Origin of the sequence: Streptomyces sp. NBC_00094 (assembly GCF_026343125.1) — a bacterium.
Taxonomy (GTDB): domain Bacteria; phylum Actinomycetota; class Actinomycetes; order Streptomycetales; family Streptomycetaceae; genus Streptomyces.
This window is the reverse complement of sequence record NZ_JAPEMB010000001.1, coordinates 465,186-487,871: the sequence shown is the minus strand read 5'-3', so window position 1 is coordinate 487,871 and position 22,686 is coordinate 465,186. Positions and strand designations below refer to the sequence as shown.

Genomic DNA, 22,686 nt, shown 5'->3' with positions numbered 1-22,686 from the left:
GCCGGATCTCACCAACGGGAGTGAAGTCATGACTACGGATCCAGGTCACCTTGCGGTCGCGGCGACTGCGGTACGCAAGGCGTACGGAGACCATGTGGTGCTCGACGGCATCGACCTCGGTATCCCTGCGGGATCTGTCTTCGCGTTGCTCGGCCCGAACGGCGCCGGCAAGACCACCGTGGTGCAGATCCTGTCCACGCTCATCCGCGCCGACGCCGGCGACATGCGGGTCGCGGGCCAGGACGTGGTCCGGCATCCGGATGCGGTCCGTGCCGCGATCGGCGTCACCGGCCAGTTCTCGGCGGTGGACGGCTTCCTCACGGGCGAGGAGAACCTGCTGTTGATGGCCGACCTGAACCGCCTGCCCCGCACGGAACGGCGGCGGCGTGCCGCGGACCTGCTGGCGCGGTTCGATCTGGTGGACGCGGCCCGGAAGCCCGCGGCGACGTATTCCGGCGGGATGCGCCGCCGCCTGGACCTTGCGATGACGCTGGTCGGCCGACCCCGTGTGATCTTCCTCGACGAGCCGACCACCGGGCTGGACCCGCGCAGCAGGCGGACCATGTGGGAGATCATCCGCGGGCTGGTGACCGATGAGGGCGTAACGATCTTCCTCACCACTCAGTACCTCGAGGAGGCCGACCGGCTCGCTGACCGGATCGCGGTGCTGCACCAGGGAAAGCTGGTCGCGGACGGCTCGCCGGAGGAGCTCAAGCGGCAGGTCGGCGGCGGCCACATCACCCTGCGGTTCGCCGACCCGCGCGGCTACGACCAGGCGGCCCGGACGCTGGACGTGGTGTCCCGCGACGATGAGACATGCACCCTGCAGATCCCCAGCCAGGGCGATGTCCGGTCGTTGCGCGCGCTGCTGGACTGGCTCGACCACGCCTCGCTGCCCGTGGAGGAACTGCAGGTCCACACCCCTGACCTCGATGACGTCTTCTTCGCCCTGACGGGCAACCCGGTCACGGAACAGGAGCCCGCCCGATGAGTACCGTTTCCAGCAGCGTCTCCACCACCGTTTCCCACGCCTTTGCCGACTCGGCGACCATGTTGCGCCGCCAGTTGCGGCACATGCTGCGTTATCCGACGCTCATCCTGACGGCCGCCGGCGTTCCGGTGGTCTTCCTGCTGCTGTTCGTCTACGTCCTCGGCGGCATCCTCGGCAGCGGCCTTGGCGGGCCGTCGGGCGGCCGGGACGCCTACGTCGCCTACGTCGTCCCCGGCGTCATCCTGATGACTGTCGCGACCGCGGCCCAGGGCACGGCGATCTCGGTGGCCATCGACATGACCGAGGGCATCGTCGCCCGGTTCCGCACCATGGCCATCGCCCGGGTCTCGGTGCTCACCGGCCATGTGTTGGGCAGCCTGATCCAGACCCTGCTGAGCATCGCTGCCGTCATCGGCGTCGCGCTGCTGGTGGGATTCGAGCCGACCGCGGACTTCGGCGAATGGCTCGGCGCGATCGGTGTTCTCGTCATGATCATCCTCGCGCTCGCCTGGCTGTCGGTCGCACTGGCCATGGTCGCCAAGAGCGTCGCCACCGCGAGCAACATGCTGACGCCGCTGATGATCCTGCCCATGATGGGCAGCGGGTTCGTCCCCACCGACTCGATGCCGGCCGGGCTGAAATGGTTCGCCGATTACCAGCCGTTCACCCCGTTCATCGAGACCCTGCGCGGGCTGCTGATGGGTACCCCGACCGACAACAGCGCAATCATGAGCACCGGTTGGTGCGCCCTGATCACGCTGGGCAGTTACCTATGGGCCAAGAAGCTCTACGATCGCGAGCCCACCAAGTGAGTGGCTTCGTCGCGTCAGCCCATGGTCTGCACGAACTCCTCGGCATGCTCACCGACGAGGCGACCGTCAACGTGCACGGCTGCTCAAGCTGAATCGTCAGAAGTTCAGCCAGGAGCCCCGGCGCTGGAGGGCACGGATTCTCTCCGAGTCGGATCCAGCGCCCGACCCGGAGTGGTCGACGGTGAGCCCTCGGTAGCCGCATTCCCCCAGGCCGCCCGAAGGAGGCCGTCGATGGAGACCGCGGTACCCCCACGATCGTGCCCGCCGGGCTATGCGCGGCGCCCGAAGCGGCAGGTCTACCGCGGGAGTCGCAGGTGCTGAACCGAGGGCCTCACTATTCTGTCTTGCTAAGTACTGGTAGTCAGCGTTACTGTATACCGGTACTCAACAACGCTGAATAGCTCAGGAAGGAGGTGTTCCATGACCAAACTTGAGACGGAGATGCTCAAGGGCACGCTGGAGGGCATCATCCTCGCGTCCCTGGCCGGCCGGCCGGCCTACGGCTACGAGATCACGGCGCGGCTGCGAGAACAGGGTTTCTCCGATATTGCCGAAGGGACCATCTACGCGCTGCTCCTCAGGATCGAGAAGCGCGGTCTCGTCGACGTGGAGAAGGTCCCCTCCGAGAAGGGGCCGCCACGCAAGGTGCACTCCCTCAACGCGCGCGGGCGGGAGTACCTCGAAGAGTTCTGGAGGACATGGAGCTTCCTCACGGAACGACTGGAACAGCTCCGCGAAGGGGGTAAGTGACCATGTCCGAGGGTGAGAAGACCGGGTTCATCGCGAAGATGATCGGGCCCAAGAAGCGCTGGAGGGCGTACAAGGCGCGTGCCAAGGAGCTTCCCGAGAACTACCGCACGGCGCTCGAAGCGATCGAGCGGTACCTGATGCACTTCGTGCCGACCGACGGCGACAGCAACGCGGCGATGTTCGAAGACCTCGCCGACCTGTTCGAGCAGGCGATGGTGGACGGAACGCCGATCCGCGCGATCGTCGGAGAGGACCCGGTGGAGTTCGTCGACGCGTTCGCTCGGAACTACTCCGAGGGTGGCTACGTCCCCGCCCGTGCCCGGAAGCAGCTGACCGACGACGTCGAGCGCGCGGCCGGCAACGAGACCGGCACAGAAGACGCGACGGTCTGATCACGTCTCAGCGCATCCCTCGGGGGCCGAGCGTCACGTTCATCGCCCGTCTGCACCACGCGGCCGCGGGTCCATGCCCGGCCGGCCGCCGCTCGCCGCATGCCTGCGGCACCGTCGAGACCGACCAACGCGTGCAAGGAGATTCGTGAGGGGAAACAGCAACAACGGCCTATCCGAAGCAGGGCTGCGCCGCCTGCGCGAGGTACTGGAACGGCATGTGGAGTCCAGGAAGATCCCCGGGCTCGTCGCCCTGGTCGGCCGGGGAGAGGAGACCCATGTCGAAGCGATCGGGACGATGCGCCATGACGGCGGCGCACCGATGCGCCGGGACACCATCTTCCGGATGGCCTCGACGACCAAGCCGGTCGCGGTCGCCGCGACCATGGTCCTGCTGGACGAGTGCCGGCTGCGACTTGACGACCCGATAGATCAGTGGCTGCCGGAACTGGCCGACCGGCGGGTGCTCAAGCAGCCCGACAGTCCGCTGGACGACACCCTCCCGGCGCGGCGTCCGATCACCGTGCGGGACCTGCTCACCTCCACGTGCGGGCTCGGACTGGACACCACGGCGATGGGCTCCCCGATGATGAGCGCGTACTTCGAGCGGAAGGTCTACGGCGAGAACGGGTGGATGCTGCCGGCGGTGGAGCCGGATGAGTGGATGCGCCGCCTGGGCACGCTTCCGCTGATGTACCAACCAGGAGAGCGGTGGCTGTACAACGTCAGCGACGACGTGCTCGGGGTGCTGGTGGCCAGGGTCACCGGCCGGTCGTTCGAGTCGTTCCTGCGCGAGCGCATCTTCGATCCGCTGGGGATGAAGGACACCGGGTTCCACGTGCCCGCCGACAAGATTCACCGGCTGTCGCCCCTGTACGCCCCCGATCCGCAGACCGGCGAGTTCATCGTGGAGGACCCGGCTGAAGGGGGGCACCACAGCAAGCCTCCGGCGTTCCAGTCCAGCGGCGGCGGACTCGACTCGACCGTCGACGACTACCACGCCTACTTCCGGATGCTGCTCAACCACGGGATGCACGGCACCGAGCGGATCCTGTCCCGGCCGGCCGTCGAGCTGATGACCACCAACCGTCTCACGCCCGAGCAGACGGCCGCCCTTCAGGCCTGGGCGCGCAGCGTCGTCCATCTGTCACACGGCCAGGGGCAGACCGGCGGCTGGGGCTTCGGGATGACGGTGCGCACCTACCGAGGTGACTACGCGCCCATCGGCCAGTTCGGCTGGGACGGCGGAGCCGGCACCACGACCTACGCCGACCCGGACAACCAGCTCGTCGGCATCCTGCTCACCCAGACCGGGATGTCCACCCCGGACTCGGCGCGGGCCATGCAGGATTTCTGGACCACCCTCTACCAGGCGATCGACGACTGACCTGCCTGCCTGCCTGCCTGGTCGAGGTCGGTTCGGCAGAAGACCTCGGCCGGGCCCAGCAGCGCGACCGCACCCTCGAGTAGTTCCTCAGCGCCACACACCACCTGGCGGTAGCCATACGAGAACAGTGCCGATCAAGGGCGGGCGGTGATCACGAGCAGCAGTCGCAGCCGGGCTTGCAGCCACATGGATCCGTATCGACGACGGCTGGCTCAACAGAGGTCGGGGTGTGGGCGGCGGGTGCGCAGCAGCCTTTGCCCTGCCAGGCGTCGCGGCCTTCCTTGACCGCGATGGCGGCGATCACGAGGGCGGCGATGGGGTCGGCCCAGGACCAGCCGAGAGTGGCGTTGAGGACCAGACCGACCAGAAGGACGGCCGAGAGGTACGTGCACAACAGGGTCTGCTTGGAGTCCGCGACCGCGGAGGCGGAGCCGAGTTCGTGGCCCGCCTTGCGCTGGGCGGCGGAGAGGAACGGCATGATCGCCAGGGACAGGGCGGCGATGACGATGCCGGGGATGGAACGGTCGGCCTCGCCGGTGCCGAGAAGGGCCCGGACGGCGTCGACGCTCACGTAGGCGGCGAGGGCGAGGAAGGAGACCGCGATGATCCGCAGGGTGGTCCTCTCCCGGGCTTCGCGGGCGGCGTGGTCGCGGGCGGAGAACTGCCAGGCGACCGCGGTAGCGGAGGACACCTCGATGACGGAGTCGAGGCCGAAGCCGATCAGGGCGGTGGAGGAGGCGATCGTGCCGGCGGTGATCGCGACGGCGACCTCGATGACGTTGTAGGTGATCGTGGCGGCGACCAGCAGCCGTATGCGCTTGGCGAGCACGTCGCGGCGGGCCGGGGACGGCCCGAGGGGTATCGCGGCCATCAGCAGCAGCCCTCCGTGGCGGCGTCCGGGCAGGTCTTGTCCGACTCGACCGCGACAACGGCGGCGAGAAGATGGTCCAGGGCGTGGCCGATGCGTGCGTCGGCGAGCTCGTAGCGAGTGCGACGCCCGTCCGGCACGGTGACGACCAGGCCGCAGTCCCGCAGGCAGGCCAGGTGGTTGGAGAGCCTGGTACGGGAGATCTCCAGGGCGTCGGCGAGGTCGGCGGGGTAGGCCGGATCCTGGCGCAGGGCGAGCAGGATCCGGCAGCGGATCGGGTCGGCGAGCGCGCGGCCGAATCGGGCCAGCACGTCGATGTCAGAGGCGGCGGTCAGCACCCCATGACAGTACATCGATTCCTGAATTCAGGGAATCGTGGATAGTTGTTGTCCGGTGCGCGGGCCGCCGCCTGCCCGCGTCCATCCTTCAGCCGACGTGGACGCGGGGGCGGCGGTCCCGGTCCGGTTCCGCCTCGCGCAGGACCTCGCGTGTGACGGGGGCGACCTCGCCCTGGCCGAGGAGGAAGAAACGGAGGAAATTGGCGAAGGGGTTGCCCTCGGTCCACTCGAAGTAGACGTGGGGGCGGACGCCGGTGAGGTCGCGGGCGTGGAGGAGGAGGGCGGCCAGGGCGTTGGGGACGGAGGAGCTCTCCACCGTCAGGACGCGGTAGCGGTCGTGCAGGACCTCTCCGCGGACGGTCAGGCCGGCCTCGAACTCGGAGGGGTCGGTGACGGTGACCTCGACGAAGACGAAGTCCTCGGTGGTGGGGAGGTCATTGTCGGCGCGGATCTGCTCGATCTTGTCGCGGTACTCGGCGATGTCCCGGTTGTCCGGCTCGTTGGCGATGAAGCGCGGCGTCCGGCGGGAGATGTCCTGGATGAAACGCTCGGCCATCTCGTCGAGGTCGACGTGGGTGACGCGCAGCTCGAAGGCGCGGCCGAGGCGGGAAAGGAGGGAGATGAGGATGATGCCGGCGATGAAGCAGGCACCGATCTTCACGCCGTCCGGCCGCTCGATGACGTTGACGACAGTGGTGTAGAGGAACACGGCCGAGATCACGCCGAAGCCGATCGTCCAGCCGCGCTGGCCGGCCTTGCGCGCGGCGATCGTCACGGCGATGGCGGCCGAGCAGATCAGGACGAGGACACCGGTCGCGTACGCGCCGCCCTGGGCGTCGACGTCGGCGTCGAAGATCCAGGTGACCAGGAAGGCCACCAGGGTGAAGACGATGACCATGGGGCGCACGGCGCGGGCCCAGTGCGGGGCCATGCCGTACTTGGGCAGATAGCGGGGCATCAGGTTGAGCAGACCGGCCATGGCCGATGCGCCGGCGAACCACAGGATGGCGATGGTGGAGACGTCGTAGATGGTGCCGAAGGTGTTGCCGAGGTACTCGTGGGCGAGGTAGGCGAGCGCGCGGCCGTTGGCGTCGCCGCCGGACTCGAACTCCTCGTGGGGGATGAGGACGGTGGTGATGAAGCTCGTGGTGATCAGGAAGACGCTCATGATCAGCGCGGCCGTCGTCAGCAGCTTCTTCGTGTCCCGGATACGGCCGGTGGGCTTCTCCTCGGTGTCGCCGGGGTCGCCCTGGACGTGCGGCATGACGGCGACGCCGGTCTCGAAGCCGGACAGGCCGAGCGCGAGCTTGGGGAAGACGAGCAGGGCGACGCCGATCATGGCGAAGACGTTGCCGTGTTCCGCTGTCAGGGCCGCGGTCCAGTCGGTGACGACGTGGCCCTCGGTGAGGACGTGCCAGAGGCCGGTGACCACGACGACCGCGTTGAGCGCGAGGTACAGCCCGACGAGGGCGACGGCGACGCCGATGGCTTCGAGGAAGCCCTTGAGGAACACCGCGCCGAGCAGCGCGATGAGCACCATCGTGATCACGACCTGCTTGTCGTGCAGGGCTTCGGACAGGTGCGGGTTCTCCACCAGGTGAGTGGAGGCGTCCGCCGCGGACAGAGTGATGGTGATGAGGAAGTCGGTCGCGGCGAAGCCGAGGAGGGTGAGGACGAACAGCTTGCCCTTCCAGAAGGACAGCAGCCGGGACAGCATCGCGATCGAGCCCTCACCGCGCGGGCTCTCCTCCGCCACCCGCCGGTAGACGGGCAGGGCACCGGCCAGGGTGACGATCACGAGCACGATCGTCGCGATGGGTGAGAGGAGCCCGGCGGCCAGGGCGGCGATGCCGGGCTGGTAGCCGAGGGTCGAGAAGTAGTCGACGCCCGTCAGGCACATCACCCGCCACCAGCGCTGCCCCTTGTGTCCGGCGTCCGGCGCCGCCTCCCTGGGCCGGGAGGGTTTGCCCTTCCCCATGTCGGAGAGGCCCTCCAGCATCCACGCGCGCAGTCGTCCGGTGCGCGCGTCCGGTGTGGTGGCCATGGGGGTACTCCTGAGCTGTGCTGGATGAGGGGTTCCGCCCGTCGTGCGGACGGGCCGGGCCAGCGTAAACAACGCGCCAACGACCGATCGGGGCGGGCACGTCAGGAAAGCGTCAAGATGCACCGGTCGGGCTCATCCCTGGTGCCCACCCACCAAGGGCGCCGGTGCTCTGTGAGACCGGAAGGCACTGACGCGCGTCTGGATCACGGGCGGTAGACGAGCTCGATCAGGACGGCCGCGATGAGGAACCAGGCTCCTACGCCGAGCAGCCACATGGTGTCGTAGGCGACTCCGAGGACGCTGACGGGCAGCGCCGCGGCGGCGAGCGACAGCGACATGCGTCGCATACGGCTGTCGGCGGACATCCGCACGCTGTTCCGGTTCATGTCATGACCGTAGCCCCGTGGGCGCCCATTGTTCCTGAACGCTCGCGTCAAGAAGGTGTGAAGAGAGCACCACCGGGCGGCAAGAACGCGCCAGGAACAGCGGGGAGCCCGCTGGCCGGGGCACACCCTGAGCGGACCTGAGTACGAAGGAGACCACCCGTATGTCCGCTCTGACCACCGAGAACGGTGCCACGCCCGTCGCCGAGGAGCCCCCGGACACCGGCGTACGCCACAAGCTGACGGCCGTCACCGGCCTCGCCGCGCTCTCGCTCGACGCGATGGCCTCCGTGGCGTACGGCCCCGAAGCGATCGTCCTGGTCCTCGCGACGGCCGGCGGTTACGGGCTCGGCTTCACGCTCCCGGTCACTCTGGCCATCGCGGGCCTGCTGGCCGTCCTCGTGGCCTCGTACCGGCAGGTCATCGCCGCCTTCCCGGACGGCGGCGGTTCCTACGCGGTGGCCAAGACGCACCTCGGTCGTCGCACCAGCCTGGTCGCCGCGGGCTCGCTCGTCCTGGACTATGTCCTGAACGTCGCCGTGGCCGTCACCGCCGGCGTCGCCGCCCTGACCTCCGCCTTCCCTGAGCTGTATGGCGACCGGCTGTGGATATGCCTGGCGGTTCTCGTGCTGATCACGGCGGTGAACCTGCGAGGCATCGTCGACTCGGCGCGTGCGTTCATCGTCCCGACAGCCGTCTTCATCGGCGCGATCCTGGTCATGATCGTCGTCGGTCTCTTCCGCGACGGCCCGGTCTCCACGGCCGCGTCCGCCGGTCACGCCTCCGTCCTCGCGGACAACGCCACCACCGTCGGCGCGCTGCTCCTGCTGAAGGCGTTCGCCTCCGGCTGCTCCGCCCTCACGGGAGTCGAGGCCATCGCCAACGCCGTGCCGTCCTTCCGCGCCCCCGCCGCCAAGCGGGCGATGCGCGCGGAGGTCGCACTCGGCGCGCTCCTCGGCGTGATGCTGATCGGCCTGTCTGTACTGATCTCCCGCTTCGGCCTCCAGCCGGTCGAGGGCGTCACCGTCCTCGCCCAGCTTGCCGACGCCTCCCTCGGCCACAACTGGGCCTTCTACGTCATCCAGTTCGCGACCATGGTGCTACTGGCGCTCTCCGCGAACACCTCCTTCGGCGGGCTGCCCGTCCTGCTGAAGCTGCTCGCCCGCGACAACTACCTGCCGCACGTCTTCGGCCTCAAGGCCGACCGCCAGGTGCACCGGCACGGCGTCGTCGGGCTCGCCGTCGTCTCCGCCGCCCTGCTGGTCTTCTCCGGCGGCGACACCAACACTCTCGTCCCGCTCTTCGCGATCGGCGTCTTCGTCGGCCTCACCATCGCCCAGACCGGCATGGTCCTGCACTGGCGCCGCGAACGCGGCCCCCGCTGGGCGGCGAAGGCCCTGCTCAACGGTCTCGGCGCCATCCTCACCGGTGTCTCCGCCGTGGTCGTCACCGCCACCAAGTTCCACGACGGCGCCTGGCTGATCGTGATCGCCCTGCCGGTCCTCGTCCTCGTCTTCGAGGCGGTGCACCGAGCGTACGGGCGGATCGGCGAGCGCCTCGGCGTCGGCCGGATCCCCGAGCCTCCGCATCGGGAACGCTCCCTGGTCCTCGTGCCCGTATCCTCCCTGACCCGGCTCACCAGCGAGGCCCTCACCGCCGCTGTCTCCCTCGGCGACGAGGTCCGCGCCCTCACGGTCTGCCACACGGACCCCGAAGACCTGGCCGCCACCGAGGCGCTGGAGCGCGACTGGGCCCTGTGGAACCCAGGCGTCCCCCTCGTACGGCTCGCTGCCGAGCGCCGCTCTCTCGGCCGGCCCATCACCGCCTACATACGTGACCTGGGGACGACCGAACCGGGGACCCGGGTCACCGTTCTCATCCCGGAGGCCGAGCCCGAGCACCTGTGGCAGCGCGCACTGCAGAACCAGCGGGGGGCGGTCGTCGCCCATGCCGTCCGCCGCGACACGAACGCCGTCGTTTGCCGGCTTCGCTTCCGCTGCTGACCGCTTCCCGCTCCTGGCCGTCAGAGATCCGTCACATACCCCTCCGCCCGGTGCCGCCCACGCCGCACCGGGCGGAGGCTTGACGTGGCGCCATCCTGCTCCTGGTCGTCGGCCTGATGGGTGTCTATGCCGCCTCGGCCAATCGTGACGCGTGGCTGACGGGGCCGGCGATGTGGTGGACGTATTCGTGGGCCAGTCGGAAGCCCGCAGTCCAGGCGAGGAGGCGGCTGGGGCGGTTGTCGCGGGAGCAGGACCAGCTGGCGAGCCGGCCGCGCGCCGCGATGTCGGCGGTCAGCCCGGAGACACAGGCCAGGGCGAGGTGCTGGCGGCGTTCGTCGGGCGAGGTGGCGCAGGCGACGTCCTCGTAGCGGCTGCCGATGTACCGGCTGCACGCCACGGCGATGACCCGGCCCTTGCGCACCGCCAACCAGCCGGCGCCCGATGCGGCGAGGGCGGTAGGCCCTTCCCAACTCCCGTGGATCCAGGCCATGGACGGGTCGAGCGCGGCGAGCGCAGGGGCGTCCTCGGGGTTCAGGCGCCGGACGGTCACGTCCCGGGGGACGCGGGGCGCGAGGGCCTCGGCGCGGTGGATGTAGAGCATCCGCTCCCACGGTACGAGCTGCTCGAAGGCGGCGCCGAGGGTGGGCAGGAAGCGGTCGGCCGTGTCGATGTAGTGCCCGGCGAGTGGGGCCAGCTCCGCCGGGGTCACGGCGGTGGGATCGCCGGCCAGGAGGGCATGGTCGCCGCACGAGACCGCCACCACGCGCGGACGGTCGGCCCGGTCGGTCCACCACCGTCCGTGTCCCGTGGCGAGGACGTGCTCGGCGAGAGCCGCCGTACCGGGGGCACCGGAGAGGAACGCGCGGACGGAGGCGGGGGGCTGGTGGGACGGGTGCGGGATCACAGGACCTCCTGGTACGGGAAGTATGGGAAGGGGAAAGGGGAGCGGCCTGAAAGGGAAGGGAGGCGGCCCGGATGCGGGCCGCCCCCCTTGAGTCAGCGCTGTCCGGCCTTGCGGCCGTGGTTCGCCTTCTTCTTGCGGCGGTCCCGCCGCTTACGAGCGCGCTTCGACATGAGGAGTCGTCCTTTCGGGGCCGGTCAGGCGCTCTGGCCGACGAGGAGGTCGGCGAGCTTGGTGAGGCGCTTGACGGTGCGGGCCTCGGAGGCGGCGGGCGCGGGGGCGACCCGGTGGTCGCGGTCGTAGTAGGCGCCGTTGACGATCTCGACGGCCGGGTCGCAGAGCCGCACGACGTGCGCGGCGCCCTCGGCCGGTGCGACGCCCTCGTGGGCGTACAGGGGGAGGAGGCTGGTGGCGCAGATGCCGGGGTGGACGGAGACGGCGGTGACGCGCGGGTCGGCCGCGAAGACCGTCAGAGCGAGCTGCGACTGGGCGTAGGCGGCGAGACGGGAGTAGCGGCGCACGCGGTTGGGGTCGTTCCACGCGATGGAGCCGGTGCGGTGCAGCGAGGACGAGACGTTGACGACCCGGCCGCCGGGGCCGGTGGTCAGCGCCGGTTCGAGTAGGTGGGTGAGCAGGTAGTGCGCGAGGAAGTTGACCTGGAACGCGATCTCGTTGCCGTCGGCCGTGACGGTGTGCCGCTCGGGCGCCGCCATGCCCGCGTTGTTGACGAGGACGTCGAGGTGCGGGTGTTCGGCGAGGATCCGGGCGGCGAGCTGCTCGACCTCTTCCAGGCGGGTGAAGTCCGCGCCGAACGCGCGCAGTCGGGACGCGTCGACGTCGGCGAGGGTGACGAGCCGGTCGGTGGCGGCGTGCGCCTCCTCGGCCGTGCGGCCGTGGACGAGCACCGTCGTGCCGCGTTCGGCGAGGAGCCGCGCGGTCTGGTAGCCGATGCCGGAGGTGGCGCCGGTCACCAGGACGGTGCGGGAGGAAAGATCGGATACGGACATGACTGGTCGGTCCCTCGGGAGTGAAAGGTGTGTACGGGTACGAAGAAGGGGCGCCGGACAAGGGATGTCACGACGCCCCGGGGTGATGCGGAGGTACGTCAGCGGCGGGCGGACGTCTCCGGACAGCGGGGCTCACGACGGGGCGCCCGATGGGGCGGCCGGTCGGTCAGGAGCCACGCGCTGTTCATGGTTCCCATCGAACCCGCGCCGGAGGTCTCGGACAAGGCGAACGACGGTTCCCTGACGCCCTACTGATGAAGGTTCACCCGAGGCCGGGGACGGTGGAGACGAGCAGGTCGATGACCTTGATGCCGAGGAAGGGCAGGACGAGTCCGCCGAGGCCGTACACCAGGAGATTGCGGCGCAGCAGGTCGTGCGCGGAGGCGGGCCGGTAGCGGACGCCGCGCAGCGCGAGGGGGATCAGCGTCACGATGATCAGGGCGTTGAAGATGATGGCCGAGGTGATCGCCGACGTGGGGCTGTGCAGCCCCATGATGTTCAGTGCTTCGAGCCCCGGGTACGCGCCCGTGAACATGGCCGGGATGATGGCGAAGTACTTCGCCACGTCGTTCGTGATCGAGAAGGTCGTCAAGGCGCCTCGGGTGATGAGGAGTTGCTTGCCGATCTCGACGATCTCGATGAGCTTGGTCGGATTGGAGTCGAGGTCGACCATGTTGCCGGCCTCCTTCGCGGCCGACGTGCCCGTGTTCATCGCCACGCCCACGTCGGCCTGCGCGAGCGCGGGGGCGTCATTCGTCCCGTCGCCGGTCATCGCGACGAGCTTGCCCCCCTCTTGCTCCTTCTTGATGAGGGCGAGCTTGTCCTCGGGGGTCGCCTCGGCCAGGTAGTCGTCGACACCGGCCTCGTGGGCGATGGCGCGCGCGGTCAGCGGGTTGTCGCCAGTGATCATCACCGTACGGATGCCCATCCGGCGCAGTTCCGCGAACCGCTCCTTGATGCCGTCCTTCACCACGTCCTTGAGGTGGACGATCCCGAGGACCCGGGGCCCGTCCCAGTCGTTGACGGCCACCAGGAGCGGGGTGCCTCCGGCGCCCGAGATCTGGTCGCTCCAGGCGCGCGCCTCGCCCGGCACCTTGCCCCCGTACATCTCGACCCAGGCGATGACCTGCGCCGTCGCGCCCTTGCGGAGGTGGCAGGCGGCGCCGTTGCCCCAGCGCAGGTCGACGCCGCTCATCCGGGTCTGCGCGCTGAACTCCACGAACCGGGCATTCGCCAACTCGCCCTCGGCGGGAGCCCGCAGCCCGTACCGCACCTTGGCCAGGACCACCACGGACCGGCCCTCCGGGGTCTCGTCGGCGAGTGAGGCCAGCTGCGCGGCGTTCGCGAGCTGCGCCTCCTCGACCCCCGGCAGGGGCACGAAGTCGGCGGCTTCCCGGTTCCCCAGGGTGATGGTCCCCGTCTTGTCGAGGAGCAGGGTGGTGATGTCCCCCGCCGCCTCGACCGCGCGCCCCGACATGGCGAGGACGTTGCGCTGCACGAGCCGGTCCATACCCGCGATGCCGATCGCCGAGAGCAGCGCGCCGATGGTCGTCGGGATCAGGGTCACGAGCAGGGCCACGAGGACGGTGGTGGACGGGACGGCGCCGGCGAACGAGGCCATCGGCTGGATCGCGACGACCACCAGGACGAAGACGACGGTGAGCGCGGCGAGCAGGATGTGCAGCGCGATCTCGTTCGGCGTCTTCTGCCGGGACGCACCCTCGACGAGGGCGATCATCCGGTCCATGAAGGAGTGGCCCGGGCGGGAGGTGACCCGTACGACGATCCGGTCCGACAGGACCGTCGTCCCGCCCGTCACTCCCGTCCGGTCGCCGCCGGACTCACGGATGACGGGCGCGGACTCTCCGGTGACGGCTGACTCGTCGACCGCCGCGACCCCGTCGACGACGTCACCGTCTGCCGGGATCAGCTCGCCCGCCTCGACGAGCACGAAGTCGAAGAGCCTCAGGTCGGTGGCGGCGACGGCCTCCGTCTCCGCCCGGTCGAGGTCCGTCCCGTACCGCCAGTGGCGCAGCCGCAGCGCCACCGTGTCCGTACGCGCCCGGCGCAGCGACTCGGCCTGGGCCTTGCCGCGGCCCTCCGCCACCGCCTCGGCGAGGTTCGCGAAGATCACCGTCAGCCACAGCCAGACGCTGATCACCCAGGTGAACACGGACGGGTCGAAGACCGCCGACAGCGTCGTGAGCACCGAACCGACCCCGACGACGAACAGCACGGGATTGCGCACCAGAGTCCGCGGATGCAGCTTGCGCACGGCCTCGGGGAAACACTTCACCAGCTGTACGGGATCGAGCAGGCCACTGCTCCGTGCGGAGCGCCGCCGCTTCGGCCCGGGGGCCGGGTTGCGCGGCGGAGCGGACGGCGGAGCCGACATGGGTGGAGCGGAAGGCGCCTGCTGGGGCGCGCGGGAATGCATCGCGGAAGACCTTCTGATGAAGCCCGGCAGCCCGATCGGCGCAGGCCGGGAGAGCACGGGCCGTCCTCGTCCGCGCCCCGTGGGCGCACGGGGAATTCCCGGCGCCCACGGGGTGGCTGCGGACGGACAGCGACGCTCATGGAGCGGAGGCGCGGCGGCCGGATGGGTGTGGGCTGCCGCGCCCCCGCGGTCCGGGACGATCAGGCCACTGACGTCCTCGGCCGGTGAGCGACCGAGAAGAAAGCTAGGCCCACCACGAGACGGAAGTCGCATCAGAACACCCGAATTGACGCCTCTCTGACGGCTGTTGGCCGCCGCCGTCAAGGCCACGTCAAATCGGACCGAAGGAGCGTCAGGGCCACGTCAACGCCGTCGGGCGGTGGCCGGAACCGACCGCAGACTCCTCACCACGGGGGATCGGACAACCGTCCGAGGTGTGAGGTGGGAGGGATGCGTGGCCACCACTGCCGGTAGCGCGCACGGTCCGGACGTGACGGCCCGGACCGTCACCACCACACCCACGACGGTTGGACGACCGGTGGGCCGTCCCGGTCCGCGACAACGAGGGGGTCGCGGCCCGGACGGCCCGTCCGCCAGCCCCGCCGGCAACGCCCCCGAACGCGTGAGGAGTCGCCTTCGGGCCCTGCGCCGCCGCTCGTGGGGCACGCTGCCCGCCCGGCTGCGTGTGCGTACGGCGATCCTGCTGCTCACGGCAGCCTGCGTCGGGTTGATGATCACGGCCGGACTCGCCGCCTCCGACACCTGGGACGCCGTCACCGGACAGCACGCCCCCGCGCACCGTGAGCGCCGCCGGTCTCAACCTCGCCCTCAACGACATGGACGCCCAGGCCGTCGACTCCCTCCTCGCCAACGGCGACGCGGGCAAGGGCCGGATGACCGTCCCATACGACGAGGCCATCCAGCTGTACGACGAGGCACGCGAGGCCGTCAGCCGTGACCTGCGTACCCTCGGCGTGGCAGCGGACGGCGACGCCGGGGCCGAGCGCACCGTCGAACGCCTCACCGGCGACTTCGCCCGGTACCAGGAGTTCATCGGACGCGCCCTGGAGAGCGACACCCGCACCGGCGGCAAACCGGACGCCGTCGAGAACTACCGCACGGCCAACGATCTGCTCACCCAGCGGTTGCTGCCCGAGGCCCGCAGTCTCGTCGACGGCACCAACCGTCAGTTTGAGGACGCCTACGAGGCCGAACGATCCGACCTCGGCATACAAGTGCCCCTGCTCCTGGCCCTCGGTCTCACCGTGCTCGCCGTACTCGCCCTGCTCCAGGGGTACCTCGCGCGCCGCTTCCGCCGCGTCCTCACCCCGGGCCTGGTCGCTGCCACCGCCTGCGCCCTCCTCGCCGTCTTCCTCGGATCCCAGGCACTCACCGCCACCTCCGAGCAGCTCAGGGTGGCCCGCCGCGACGCCTTCGACTCGGTCGTCGCGCTCTCCCGTGCTCGCGCGATCGCCTACGACGCCAACGCCGACGAGAGCCGCTACCTCCTTGACCGGGCCCGCCGTGTTGCCCAGGAGGCGGCGTTCCTGGGCAAGTCGCAGAGCCTGTACGGGATGACGGGTGCCGACCTTCCCTCGTACGAGCCACGGCTCGGCGAGACCTGGAAGGCGTACCAGGAGGACCACGAGGACAAGCGGTTCACCGGCGAGTTCCGGCGGGATCTGGACAACATCACCTTCCCCGGTGAGCGGGCCGCCGCCGAGCGGACCATCGAGGCGTACGCGGCCTACCAGAGGGACGACCGCACCATTCGCTCCCTGGTCGCCGCCGGCAGGGAGCGGGAGGCCGTCTCGTTCTGCATCAGCTGGGAACCGGGGAAGTCCAACGCCCATTTCGGCGCGTGGATGAAAGCCCGCGACGAGGTCACGGCCATCAACAGCAGGGCCTTCGACGCGGCCGCCGCCGACGGCAGGGACACGCTCACCGGGCGGCTGCCCTGGGCGGGCCTGCCTCCTCGCCGCCGCCGTCCTGGCCGTCCTGGGCTGCGACCGCGCCTCGCCGAATTCCGGTGACCGAGCGGCTCCGCGCAAGGGATCCGACAAGACGCCGTCAGCATCCGCTGGGACGGCGCAAGGGACCCGTCAAGGTGCTCGTACGTGCGCCGCGCACCGGGTTTCCTCGCAGCAGGACACCCGTCGGGAATCACCAGGGAGTGAGTTGCTCGTGAGCGTGGAGAAGATCGTCGGACTGATCGTCGCCGTCTGCCTCGTCGGCTATCTCGTGGCCGCGCTGATCCGTCCGGAGAAGTTCTGAACCGTGCCGCACCGTCGGAGTCCGCCGACCCGGAGATCAGTCCGGGGCGGCTCAAGGTCTTTGTCGGTGCCGCCACCGGTGTCGGAAAGACCTACCGGATGCTGGACGAGGGCCGACGCCGAGCCGCACGCGGCGCCGACGTGGTCGTCGGCGTCGTCGACTGCCACCGCCGCCCGCACACCGAGGCGATGCTCGCCGGCCTGGAGGCCTTGGTGCCGTCCCGCGCCGTCGTTGACGCCCGTGTCCGCTCCGACCTCGACCTGGACCTCGACCGGGCCCTGCGTCGCAGACCTGCCCTGATACTCGTCGACGACCTCGCCCGCACCAACGCGCCGGGCCACCGCAACGCCCACCGCTGGCAGGACGTCGAGGAGCTGCTGGCGGCCGGCATCGACGTCGTCACCACGGTCAACGTCCAGCACCTGGAGTCGCTCAGCGACGTCGTCGAGAAGATCACCGGGGTGCCGCAGGACGAGACAGTGCCCGACGCGGTCGTCCGCCGTGCCGACCAGATCGAGCTCGTGGACATGGATCCGCAGGAGCTGCGGCGCCGGATGGCCCACGGCAACATCCACCCGCCCGAGGACGTCGATGCGGCCCTCGCCAGCTACTTCCGTACGGGCAACCTCATCGCGCTGCGAGAACTGGCCCTCCTGTGGGTGGCCGACCGGGTCGACGAGGCCCTGCGGAAGTACCGTTCCGAGCGCGGCATCGGGGGCGTGTGGGAGATACGCGAGCGGATCGTCGTCGCCCTCACCGGCGGGCCCGAGGGCGACACCCTGATCCGGCGCGCGAGCCGCATCGCCGCCCGGACCGCGCAGGGCCGGCTGCTCGCCGTGCACGTCGTCCGCAGCGACGGCCTCGCGACGGGCACCTCGTCCGCGGCCCTCGCCCGTCAGCGGCAGCTCGCGGAGAGCCTCGGCGGCACCTTCCACACCGTCGTCGGGGACGACGTCCCCACGGCCCTCGTGGAGTTCGCCCGGGCCGAGAACGCCACCCAGCTGATCCTCGGCACCAGTCGGCGCGGCCGTCTCGAACGTTTCCTGACGGGCCGGGGGATCGGTGAGACGACCGTCGCGCTCTCCGGCGACATCGACGTCCACACGGTCACCCACGAGCGTGCGGGACACGGCCGACTGCTGCCCTCCCGCCGCCATACGCTGCCGGTCTCGCGCCGTGTTGCCGGGCCGCTCGCCGGGCTCGTCCTGCCGGTCCTGCTCACCGTGCTCCTCGACCACACGCGGGGCGTGTTCAACCTGACCAGCGAGGCGCTCCTGTTCCTCGTCACCGTCGTCGGCGTCGCCTGCCTCGGCGGGGTCGTTTCGGCGCTCGTCGCCGCCGTCACCGCATCACTCCTGCTCAACTACTGGTTCATCCCACCCGTGGGCGCCTTCACCTTCGCCGACGCGGACAACATGCTCGCCCTCGCGGTGTTCGTCCTCGTCGCCGCCGTCATGGCCGGCGCCGTCGACCGGTCCCTGCGCCTGTCCCGGCGCGCGGCCCGGGCCGCTGCCGAGGCCGAGACCCTCTCCTCGCTCGCCGGGTCGGTGGTACGCGGTGACCACACGGTGTCCGATCTGCTCGCCCGTACCCGGGAGATCTTCGGCGCCGAGTCCGCCGAACTCGTACCGGCCGCACAGCTTCCCGCAGCCCATGCGGGCGAGCCGGCCGTCAGCCAGGTCGCCGTCGGTGACAGCCACTTCCTCGTCCTGCGCGGCCGGACCCTGCCGTCCTCGGACCGCCGCGTCCTCGCCGCCTTCGCCGCCCACGTCACCGCGGCCGCCGAGCACGCCCGGCTTGCCGAGGCCGCCGCCGAGGTGGAGCCCGTACGGGCCGCCGACCGGATGCGTACGGCCCTTCTCGCCGCCGTCAGCCACGACCTGCGCACCCCCCTCGCCGCCGGCTGGGCCGCCGTCGCATCCCTGCGCAGCACCGACGTCGAGTTCACCCCGGACGAGCGCGACGAACTCCTCGCCACCGCCGACGAGGCCATGGCCCGACTGGCCCGGCTCATCGAGAACCTCCTCGACATGAGCCGCCTCCAGGCGGGCGCCCTGAACCTCTCACTCCGCCCCACGGCCCTGGAAGAAGTCCTGTCCGCCGCTCTCGACACCCTGCCCTCCGACGCACCCCGACCCGTCCTGCACGGCTTCGAGCAGGCTCCGCCGGTCTTCGCCGATCCACCGCTACTCGAACGCGTGATCGCCAACCTGGTGGGCAACGCCAGTCGCTACGCCCCAACCGCCCACCCCGTCCTGCTCACCGTGAGCGCCCTCGCCGGCCGGGTGGAACTGAGGGTCGTCGACCGCGGTCCCGGACTCCCTCCGAGTGACCGGGAGCGGGTCTTCGAGCCGTTCCAGCGCCTGGGCGATACGGACAACACCACGGGCGTCGGCCTCGGCCTGGCCCTCGCTCGCGGCCTCACCGAGGCCATGTCCGGCACGCTGACCCCGGAGGACACCCCGGGCGGCGGACTGACCATGGTCGTCTCGCTGCCCTGCGCGTCTGAGACGGCAGACGGTCATGGAACGGGTGATCGATGACGCGCGGTCAAGGTTCGGCGGCAAAGGGGAGCACGTGCAGCAAGAGTGGTCGCCAGAGAGCCGTTGGCGAACTGGAAGCTGGTAGACGGCGACTGGGACCTGGTGGCGAGCAAGGGTGCTGCGCATGCCGGGCCAGCGGTGCCGGACCTCGTGCCTACCGCCTGCATGACGCCGGTCGTGCAGCTCACCGTGACCACAAGGGACGGTCGCGTCGGCGTGCAGACCGGAGACTGCCGCTGGTCACCGGCAACAGCCGGAGCACCCGCACATGTATCCAAGGGGACTCGTCTCGGCTGGCTAAGTGGTCCAAAAACCGGCGACTAAGCCGCTCACGGGGTGGGCTCGCGGTTGTAGAGCTTCTTGGCCCACAGGTAGCCGCCCAGGGTGATCAGGGCGCACCAGCCGATGGTGAGAATCGCGTTGTTGCCGATCGGGGTGCCCATCAGCAGTCCGCGCAGGGTCTCGATGAAGGGGGTGAACGGCTGGTAGCCGGCGAACCATTTGAGCCCGGCGGGCATCGATTCGGTGGGGACGAATCCGCTGCCCATCATCGGCAGGATCATCAATGGCGTCAGCATGTTGCTCGCGGCCGCGACGCTCTTGGCCATGATGGCCAGCGCGACCGACAGCCAGGTGAGCGCGAAGATGATGAGCACGAGCATGCCGATCGCGCCGAGCCATTCGCCGAAGTCCGCGGTGGGCTCGAAGCCCACCAGGAGTGCGACGCCGGTGACGACGGTCATGCTCAGCAGGGTCTGGGTCATGCTGCCCAGTACGTGGCCGGTGAGCACCGAGACCCTGGCGATGGCCATGGTGCGGAACCGGGCGACGATGCCCTCGGTCATGTCCATGGCCACCGAGATCGCCGTGCCCTGGGCCGCGGTGGCCGCGGTCATCAGAATGACGCCGGGGACGACGTAGTTCACGTAGGTGTCCCGGCCGCCCGACGGCCCGCCGAGGCCGCTGCCGAGGATGTCGCCGAGAACGTAGACGAACAGCAGCAGGAAGATCACCGGGACCCCGGCGGCGGTGAGGGTGAGCGTCGGGTAGCGCAGCATGTGCCGCAACTGGCGGCGAAGCATGGTCGCCGAATCGGTGAACGCGTGGGTGGCGGTGCTCATCGGGCGGGCTCCTGTTCCGCTTCCGCGACGGGGTTGGCTGTCAGCGCGAAGAAGACGTCGTTGAGATCGGGGGTGTGGACCTGGAGTTCGTTCACGGCGATCGAGTGGCGGTCGAGCCAGTCAAGGAGTGCGCGCAACGACCGGACGTCGCCCTGGCTGGCGACCTGCAGAGTGAGAGCCTCATCGTTGCGGGACACCACCTCCAAGGTCTGGGCCGCACAGTCGTGGCCGCGTGCATCGGCGAAACGCGGCGTGACGTGGCCGCCGCCCACCTGCCGCTTGAGCTCCTCTGCCGTGCCCTGGGCGACGATCTTTCCCTGGTGCAGCACCGCGATCCGGTCGGCGAGCTGGTCGGCCTCGTCGAGGTACTGGGTGGTGAGGAAGATCGTGACGCCTTCGTCGGTCACCAGCCCGCGGATGATCTCCCACATGGTCTGCCTGCTGCGCGGGTCCAGCCCGGTGGTCGGCTCGTCGAGGAAGATCACCCGGGGTCGGCCGACCAGCGTCATCGCGAGGTCCAGGCGGCGGCGCATCCCGCCGGAATACGTCGCCGCGGGCTTCCGGGCCGCGTCCACCAGGTCGAAACGCTCCAGCAGGTCGGTGACGCACTGCCGTCGTTCCCGGCGGGGAAGGTGGTGCAGGTCGGCCATCAGCAGCAGGTTCTCCTCGCCCGTGAGGAAGCCGTCGACCGCGGAGAACTGGCCGGTGACGCCGATCGCGGCACGGACCGCATCCGGATCCCGAACCACGTCGTGGCCGGCGACCCGCATCTCCCCGGCGTCGGCGCGGATGAGCGTGGACAGGATCTGCACCATCGTGGTCTTGCCCGCGCCGTTCGGGCCGAGTAGCGCGAAGACCGATCCTGCGGGGATGTCGAGGTCGATGCCGCTCAGCACCACGTGGTCGCCGTACGCCTTGTGTACTGCGGCCGCCGTGAGCGCGGCGTGAACGAGGTCGGTAGGCATGGGATTCGCTTCCGTCGATGAGCTCCGGACCTTCACATCTCTGTGAAAATTACGTTGCATACATCAACTCATTAATCAGGTTAACGTGATGCAACGGAATATTCCCAGGTAGATGAGGTAAATCGTTGCATGAGGCATGGCAGCTAATGCAACGGGTTGCGTTGCATTAGCTGGCTCCGACGGCAACAGCGGAGGACACTCGATGCCTGGTGACAGACTCACCCTCCAGGACCGGCGGCAGATTACCGCGGGACTGCGCGAGGGGCTGACCTACGCCGCCATCGGCCGCCGTATCGGGCGGCCGACCTCGACCGTCACCCGCGAGGTGGTGCGCAACGGCGGGCCGCGCGGTTACCACGCCGAGGCGGCCCACCAAGCCGCCGCACGACACGCGCGTCAAGACAGGACCGCTGCGCCGACAACCTCACCGGGAAGAGTCGACCTCGGCGGGCGCGATCCACGGCTCGTGGACGAAGTGGGCGCGCAGAGCGTGGAACTGATGGTTCAGGCCGGGCTCCCGCCGATGATGGCCAAGGTGCTCGCCGCGCTCTTCACCACCGACAGCGGCAGCCTCACCTCGGCGGAACTCGTGCGACGCCTGCACGTCAGCCCCGCCTCCATCTCCAAGGCCATCGGCTACCTGGAAAACCAGGCACTCGTCACACGCGAACGCGACCCCCACAGTCGCGCCGAACGCTACGCCATCGAAGACGACGTGGTGTTCCAATCGATCATGGCCAGCGCGCGCAACCAGACCCAGATCGCCGAGGCTTGCACGACCGGAGCCCGGAAACTCGGCGCCACCACCCCCGCCGGCGCTCGACTTCACAACACGAGCCAGTTCCTCCTCCACGTCATGGATGACCTGGTCCGCTCGGCCGAGTACTGGCACAAGATCTACTCCACCCGCCCTCGAGAGACATCCGAAACCGACTGAGCGGGTCATGCCGCCCTGCGCATGCGCGACGACGAACGCCTCTCGCTGCGCGAGATCGCCTCCCGCCTCGTCATCCGAACCGGCAAGAAGGGCGGCCAGCACCCAGCCCCGGCCACCGTCATGCGCATGCTGCGCGAACACGACGAGCCCCGCGCGGCGAGAACCTCGACATCGCGATGGCCGCCCGGGAGATCAACCCGACGATCCGGTGGTCGTGCGGCTGTACGACGACGACTTCGCCGCCACGGTCTCCGCCACGATGCGCGCCTCGTATCCCGGCGCGCTCACCCGCAGCCGCAGCGTCTCCGCCCTCGCGGCGCCGGCGTTCGCCGCCGCGATGATGGGACGCCACGTGCTGGGCGTCATGCCGGTCGAGCGCGGTTCGCTGCTCTTCACGGCCGTCGACGTGGCCGGCCACCCCGAGCTGGAGGGCCGCTCGGTCCACGAAGCGTTCCGGGGGAACGAGTGGCGGGTACTCGCGGTAGGGGCGGGGGCCGTGCCCCGGCGCCAGCCGGGGACACCCTGGCAGGGTTCCG

20 protein-coding genes are annotated in these 22,686 nt (G+C 69.9%); 10 read left to right on the top strand and 10 right to left on the bottom strand.

The window, feature by feature from the left end; all coding sequences use genetic code 11:
- Positions 1 to 28: 28 nt before the first annotated feature.
- The 5 genes from OG580_RS02230 (at position 29) to OG580_RS02210 (ending at position 4,329) form a co-directional block, all read left to right on the top strand.
- Positions 29 to 991: an ATP-binding cassette domain-containing protein gene (locus OG580_RS02230; RefSeq protein ID WP_267041940.1), complete on the top strand. Its 963-nt coding sequence runs from the start codon at positions 29 to 31 to the stop codon at positions 989 to 991.
- Entirely contained in the window at positions 988 to 1,803 is an 816-nt protein-coding gene (locus OG580_RS02225; protein WP_267041939.1) for an ABC transporter permease, read from the top strand. The genes OG580_RS02230 and OG580_RS02225 overlap by 4 nt, the downstream gene beginning before the upstream one ends.
- Before the next feature lie 420 nt (positions 1,804 to 2,223).
- Positions 2,224 to 2,553, top strand: a complete 330-nt coding sequence (locus tag OG580_RS02220; protein WP_267041938.1) for a PadR family transcriptional regulator — start codon at positions 2,224 to 2,226, stop codon at positions 2,551 to 2,553.
- A gap of 2 nt (positions 2,554 to 2,555) precedes the next feature.
- Complete coding sequence (locus OG580_RS02215; RefSeq protein WP_267041937.1) at positions 2,556 to 2,945, top strand: DUF1048 domain-containing protein; 390 nt, start codon at positions 2,556 to 2,558, stop codon at positions 2,943 to 2,945.
- A 145-nt stretch (positions 2,946 to 3,090) separates the two neighbouring features.
- Positions 3,091 to 4,329, top strand: a complete 1,239-nt coding sequence (locus OG580_RS02210) for a serine hydrolase (RefSeq protein ID WP_267041936.1) — start codon at positions 3,091 to 3,093, stop codon at positions 4,327 to 4,329.
- 151 nt (positions 4,330 to 4,480) lie between these two features.
- Here OG580_RS02210 and OG580_RS02205 read toward each other — a convergent pair whose 3' ends face one another.
- From OG580_RS02205 to OG580_RS02190, 4 genes are all read right to left on the bottom strand, one after another.
- Positions 4,481 to 5,200 carry a cation transporter gene (locus OG580_RS02205; RefSeq protein ID WP_267041935.1) on the bottom strand — a complete coding sequence of 240 codons (720 nt, stop codon included), beginning with the start codon at positions 5,198 to 5,200 and terminating at the stop codon, positions 4,481 to 4,483.
- Positions 5,200 to 5,535, bottom strand: coding sequence for a helix-turn-helix transcriptional regulator (locus OG580_RS02200; RefSeq protein WP_267041934.1), 336 nt, complete (start codon positions 5,533 to 5,535; stop codon positions 5,200 to 5,202). The genes OG580_RS02205 and OG580_RS02200 overlap by 1 nt, the downstream gene beginning before the upstream one ends.
- An 88-nt stretch (positions 5,536 to 5,623) precedes the next feature.
- Entirely contained in the window at positions 5,624 to 7,579 is a 1,956-nt protein-coding gene (locus OG580_RS02195; protein ID WP_267041933.1) for an amino acid transporter, read from the bottom strand.
- Between the two features lie 203 nt (positions 7,580 to 7,782).
- Entirely contained in the window at positions 7,783 to 7,965 is a 183-nt protein-coding gene (locus tag OG580_RS02190) for a hypothetical protein (RefSeq protein ID WP_267041932.1), read from the bottom strand.
- Positions 7,966 to 8,126: 161 nt separating this feature from the next.
- Here OG580_RS02190 and OG580_RS02185 point away from each other — a divergent pair, with 161 nt between their 5' ends.
- Entirely contained in the window at positions 8,127 to 9,965 is a 1,839-nt protein-coding gene (locus OG580_RS02185; protein ID WP_267041931.1) for an APC family permease, read from the top strand.
- Between the two features lie 124 nt (positions 9,966 to 10,089).
- Here OG580_RS02185 and OG580_RS02180 read toward each other — a convergent pair whose 3' ends face one another.
- The 3 genes from OG580_RS02180 to kdpB form a co-directional block, all read right to left on the bottom strand.
- Positions 10,090 to 10,869, bottom strand: a complete 780-nt coding sequence (locus OG580_RS02180; protein ID WP_267041930.1) for a GNAT family N-acetyltransferase — start codon at positions 10,867 to 10,869, stop codon at positions 10,090 to 10,092.
- A 194-nt stretch (positions 10,870 to 11,063) separates the two neighbouring features.
- Positions 11,064 to 11,873, bottom strand: coding sequence for an SDR family NAD(P)-dependent oxidoreductase (locus OG580_RS02175; protein WP_267041929.1), 810 nt, complete (start codon positions 11,871 to 11,873; stop codon positions 11,064 to 11,066).
- A gap of 262 nt (positions 11,874 to 12,135) precedes the next feature.
- Positions 12,136 to 14,268 (bottom strand): potassium-transporting ATPase subunit KdpB, encoded by a 2,133-nt coding sequence (gene kdpB / locus OG580_RS02170; protein ID WP_267041928.1) that lies wholly within the window; start codon positions 14,266 to 14,268, stop codon positions 12,136 to 12,138.
- An 842-nt stretch (positions 14,269 to 15,110) separates the two neighbouring features.
- Here kdpB and OG580_RS02165 point away from each other — a divergent pair.
- The 3 genes from OG580_RS02165 to OG580_RS02155 all read left to right on the top strand — a co-directional run bounded on the left by OG580_RS02165 (position 15,111) and on the right by OG580_RS02155 (position 19,127).
- A complete protein-coding gene (locus tag OG580_RS02165; RefSeq protein WP_267041927.1) occupies positions 15,111 to 16,343 on the top strand; it encodes a hypothetical protein in 1,233 nt (410 codons plus the stop codon).
- 151 nt (positions 16,344 to 16,494) lie between these two features.
- Positions 16,495 to 16,584 (top strand): K(+)-transporting ATPase subunit F, encoded by a 90-nt coding sequence (gene kdpF, locus OG580_RS02160; protein ID WP_267041926.1) that lies wholly within the window; start codon positions 16,495 to 16,497, stop codon positions 16,582 to 16,584.
- A complete protein-coding gene (locus tag OG580_RS02155; RefSeq protein WP_267047858.1) occupies positions 16,581 to 19,127 on the top strand; it encodes an ATP-binding protein in 2,547 nt (848 codons plus the stop codon). Before kdpF ends, OG580_RS02155 begins: the two co-directional genes overlap by 4 nt.
- 329 nt (positions 19,128 to 19,456) lie before the next feature.
- On the opposite strand, the gene OG580_RS02150 is transcribed toward OG580_RS02155, so the two are convergent.
- Positions 19,457 to 20,248 (bottom strand): ABC transporter permease, encoded by a 792-nt coding sequence (locus tag OG580_RS02150; RefSeq protein ID WP_267041925.1) that lies wholly within the window; start codon positions 20,246 to 20,248, stop codon positions 19,457 to 19,459.
- Positions 20,245 to 21,213 (bottom strand): ATP-binding cassette domain-containing protein, encoded by a 969-nt coding sequence (locus OG580_RS02145; protein WP_267041924.1) that lies wholly within the window; start codon positions 21,211 to 21,213, stop codon positions 20,245 to 20,247. The genes OG580_RS02150 and OG580_RS02145 overlap by 4 nt, the downstream gene beginning before the upstream one ends.
- 202 nt (positions 21,214 to 21,415) lie before the next feature.
- On the opposite strand from OG580_RS02145, the gene OG580_RS02140 reads away from it, so the two are divergent.
- Entirely contained in the window at positions 21,416 to 22,150 is a 735-nt protein-coding gene (locus tag OG580_RS02140) for a GbsR/MarR family transcriptional regulator (RefSeq protein ID WP_267041923.1), read from the top strand.
- A 192-nt stretch (positions 22,151 to 22,342) separates the two neighbouring features.
- Here OG580_RS02140 and OG580_RS02135 read toward each other — a convergent pair whose 3' ends face one another.
- A complete protein-coding gene (locus OG580_RS02135; protein WP_231076035.1) occupies positions 22,343 to 22,546 on the bottom strand; it encodes a hypothetical protein in 204 nt (67 codons plus the stop codon).
- Positions 22,547 to 22,686 lie beyond the last annotated feature (140 nt).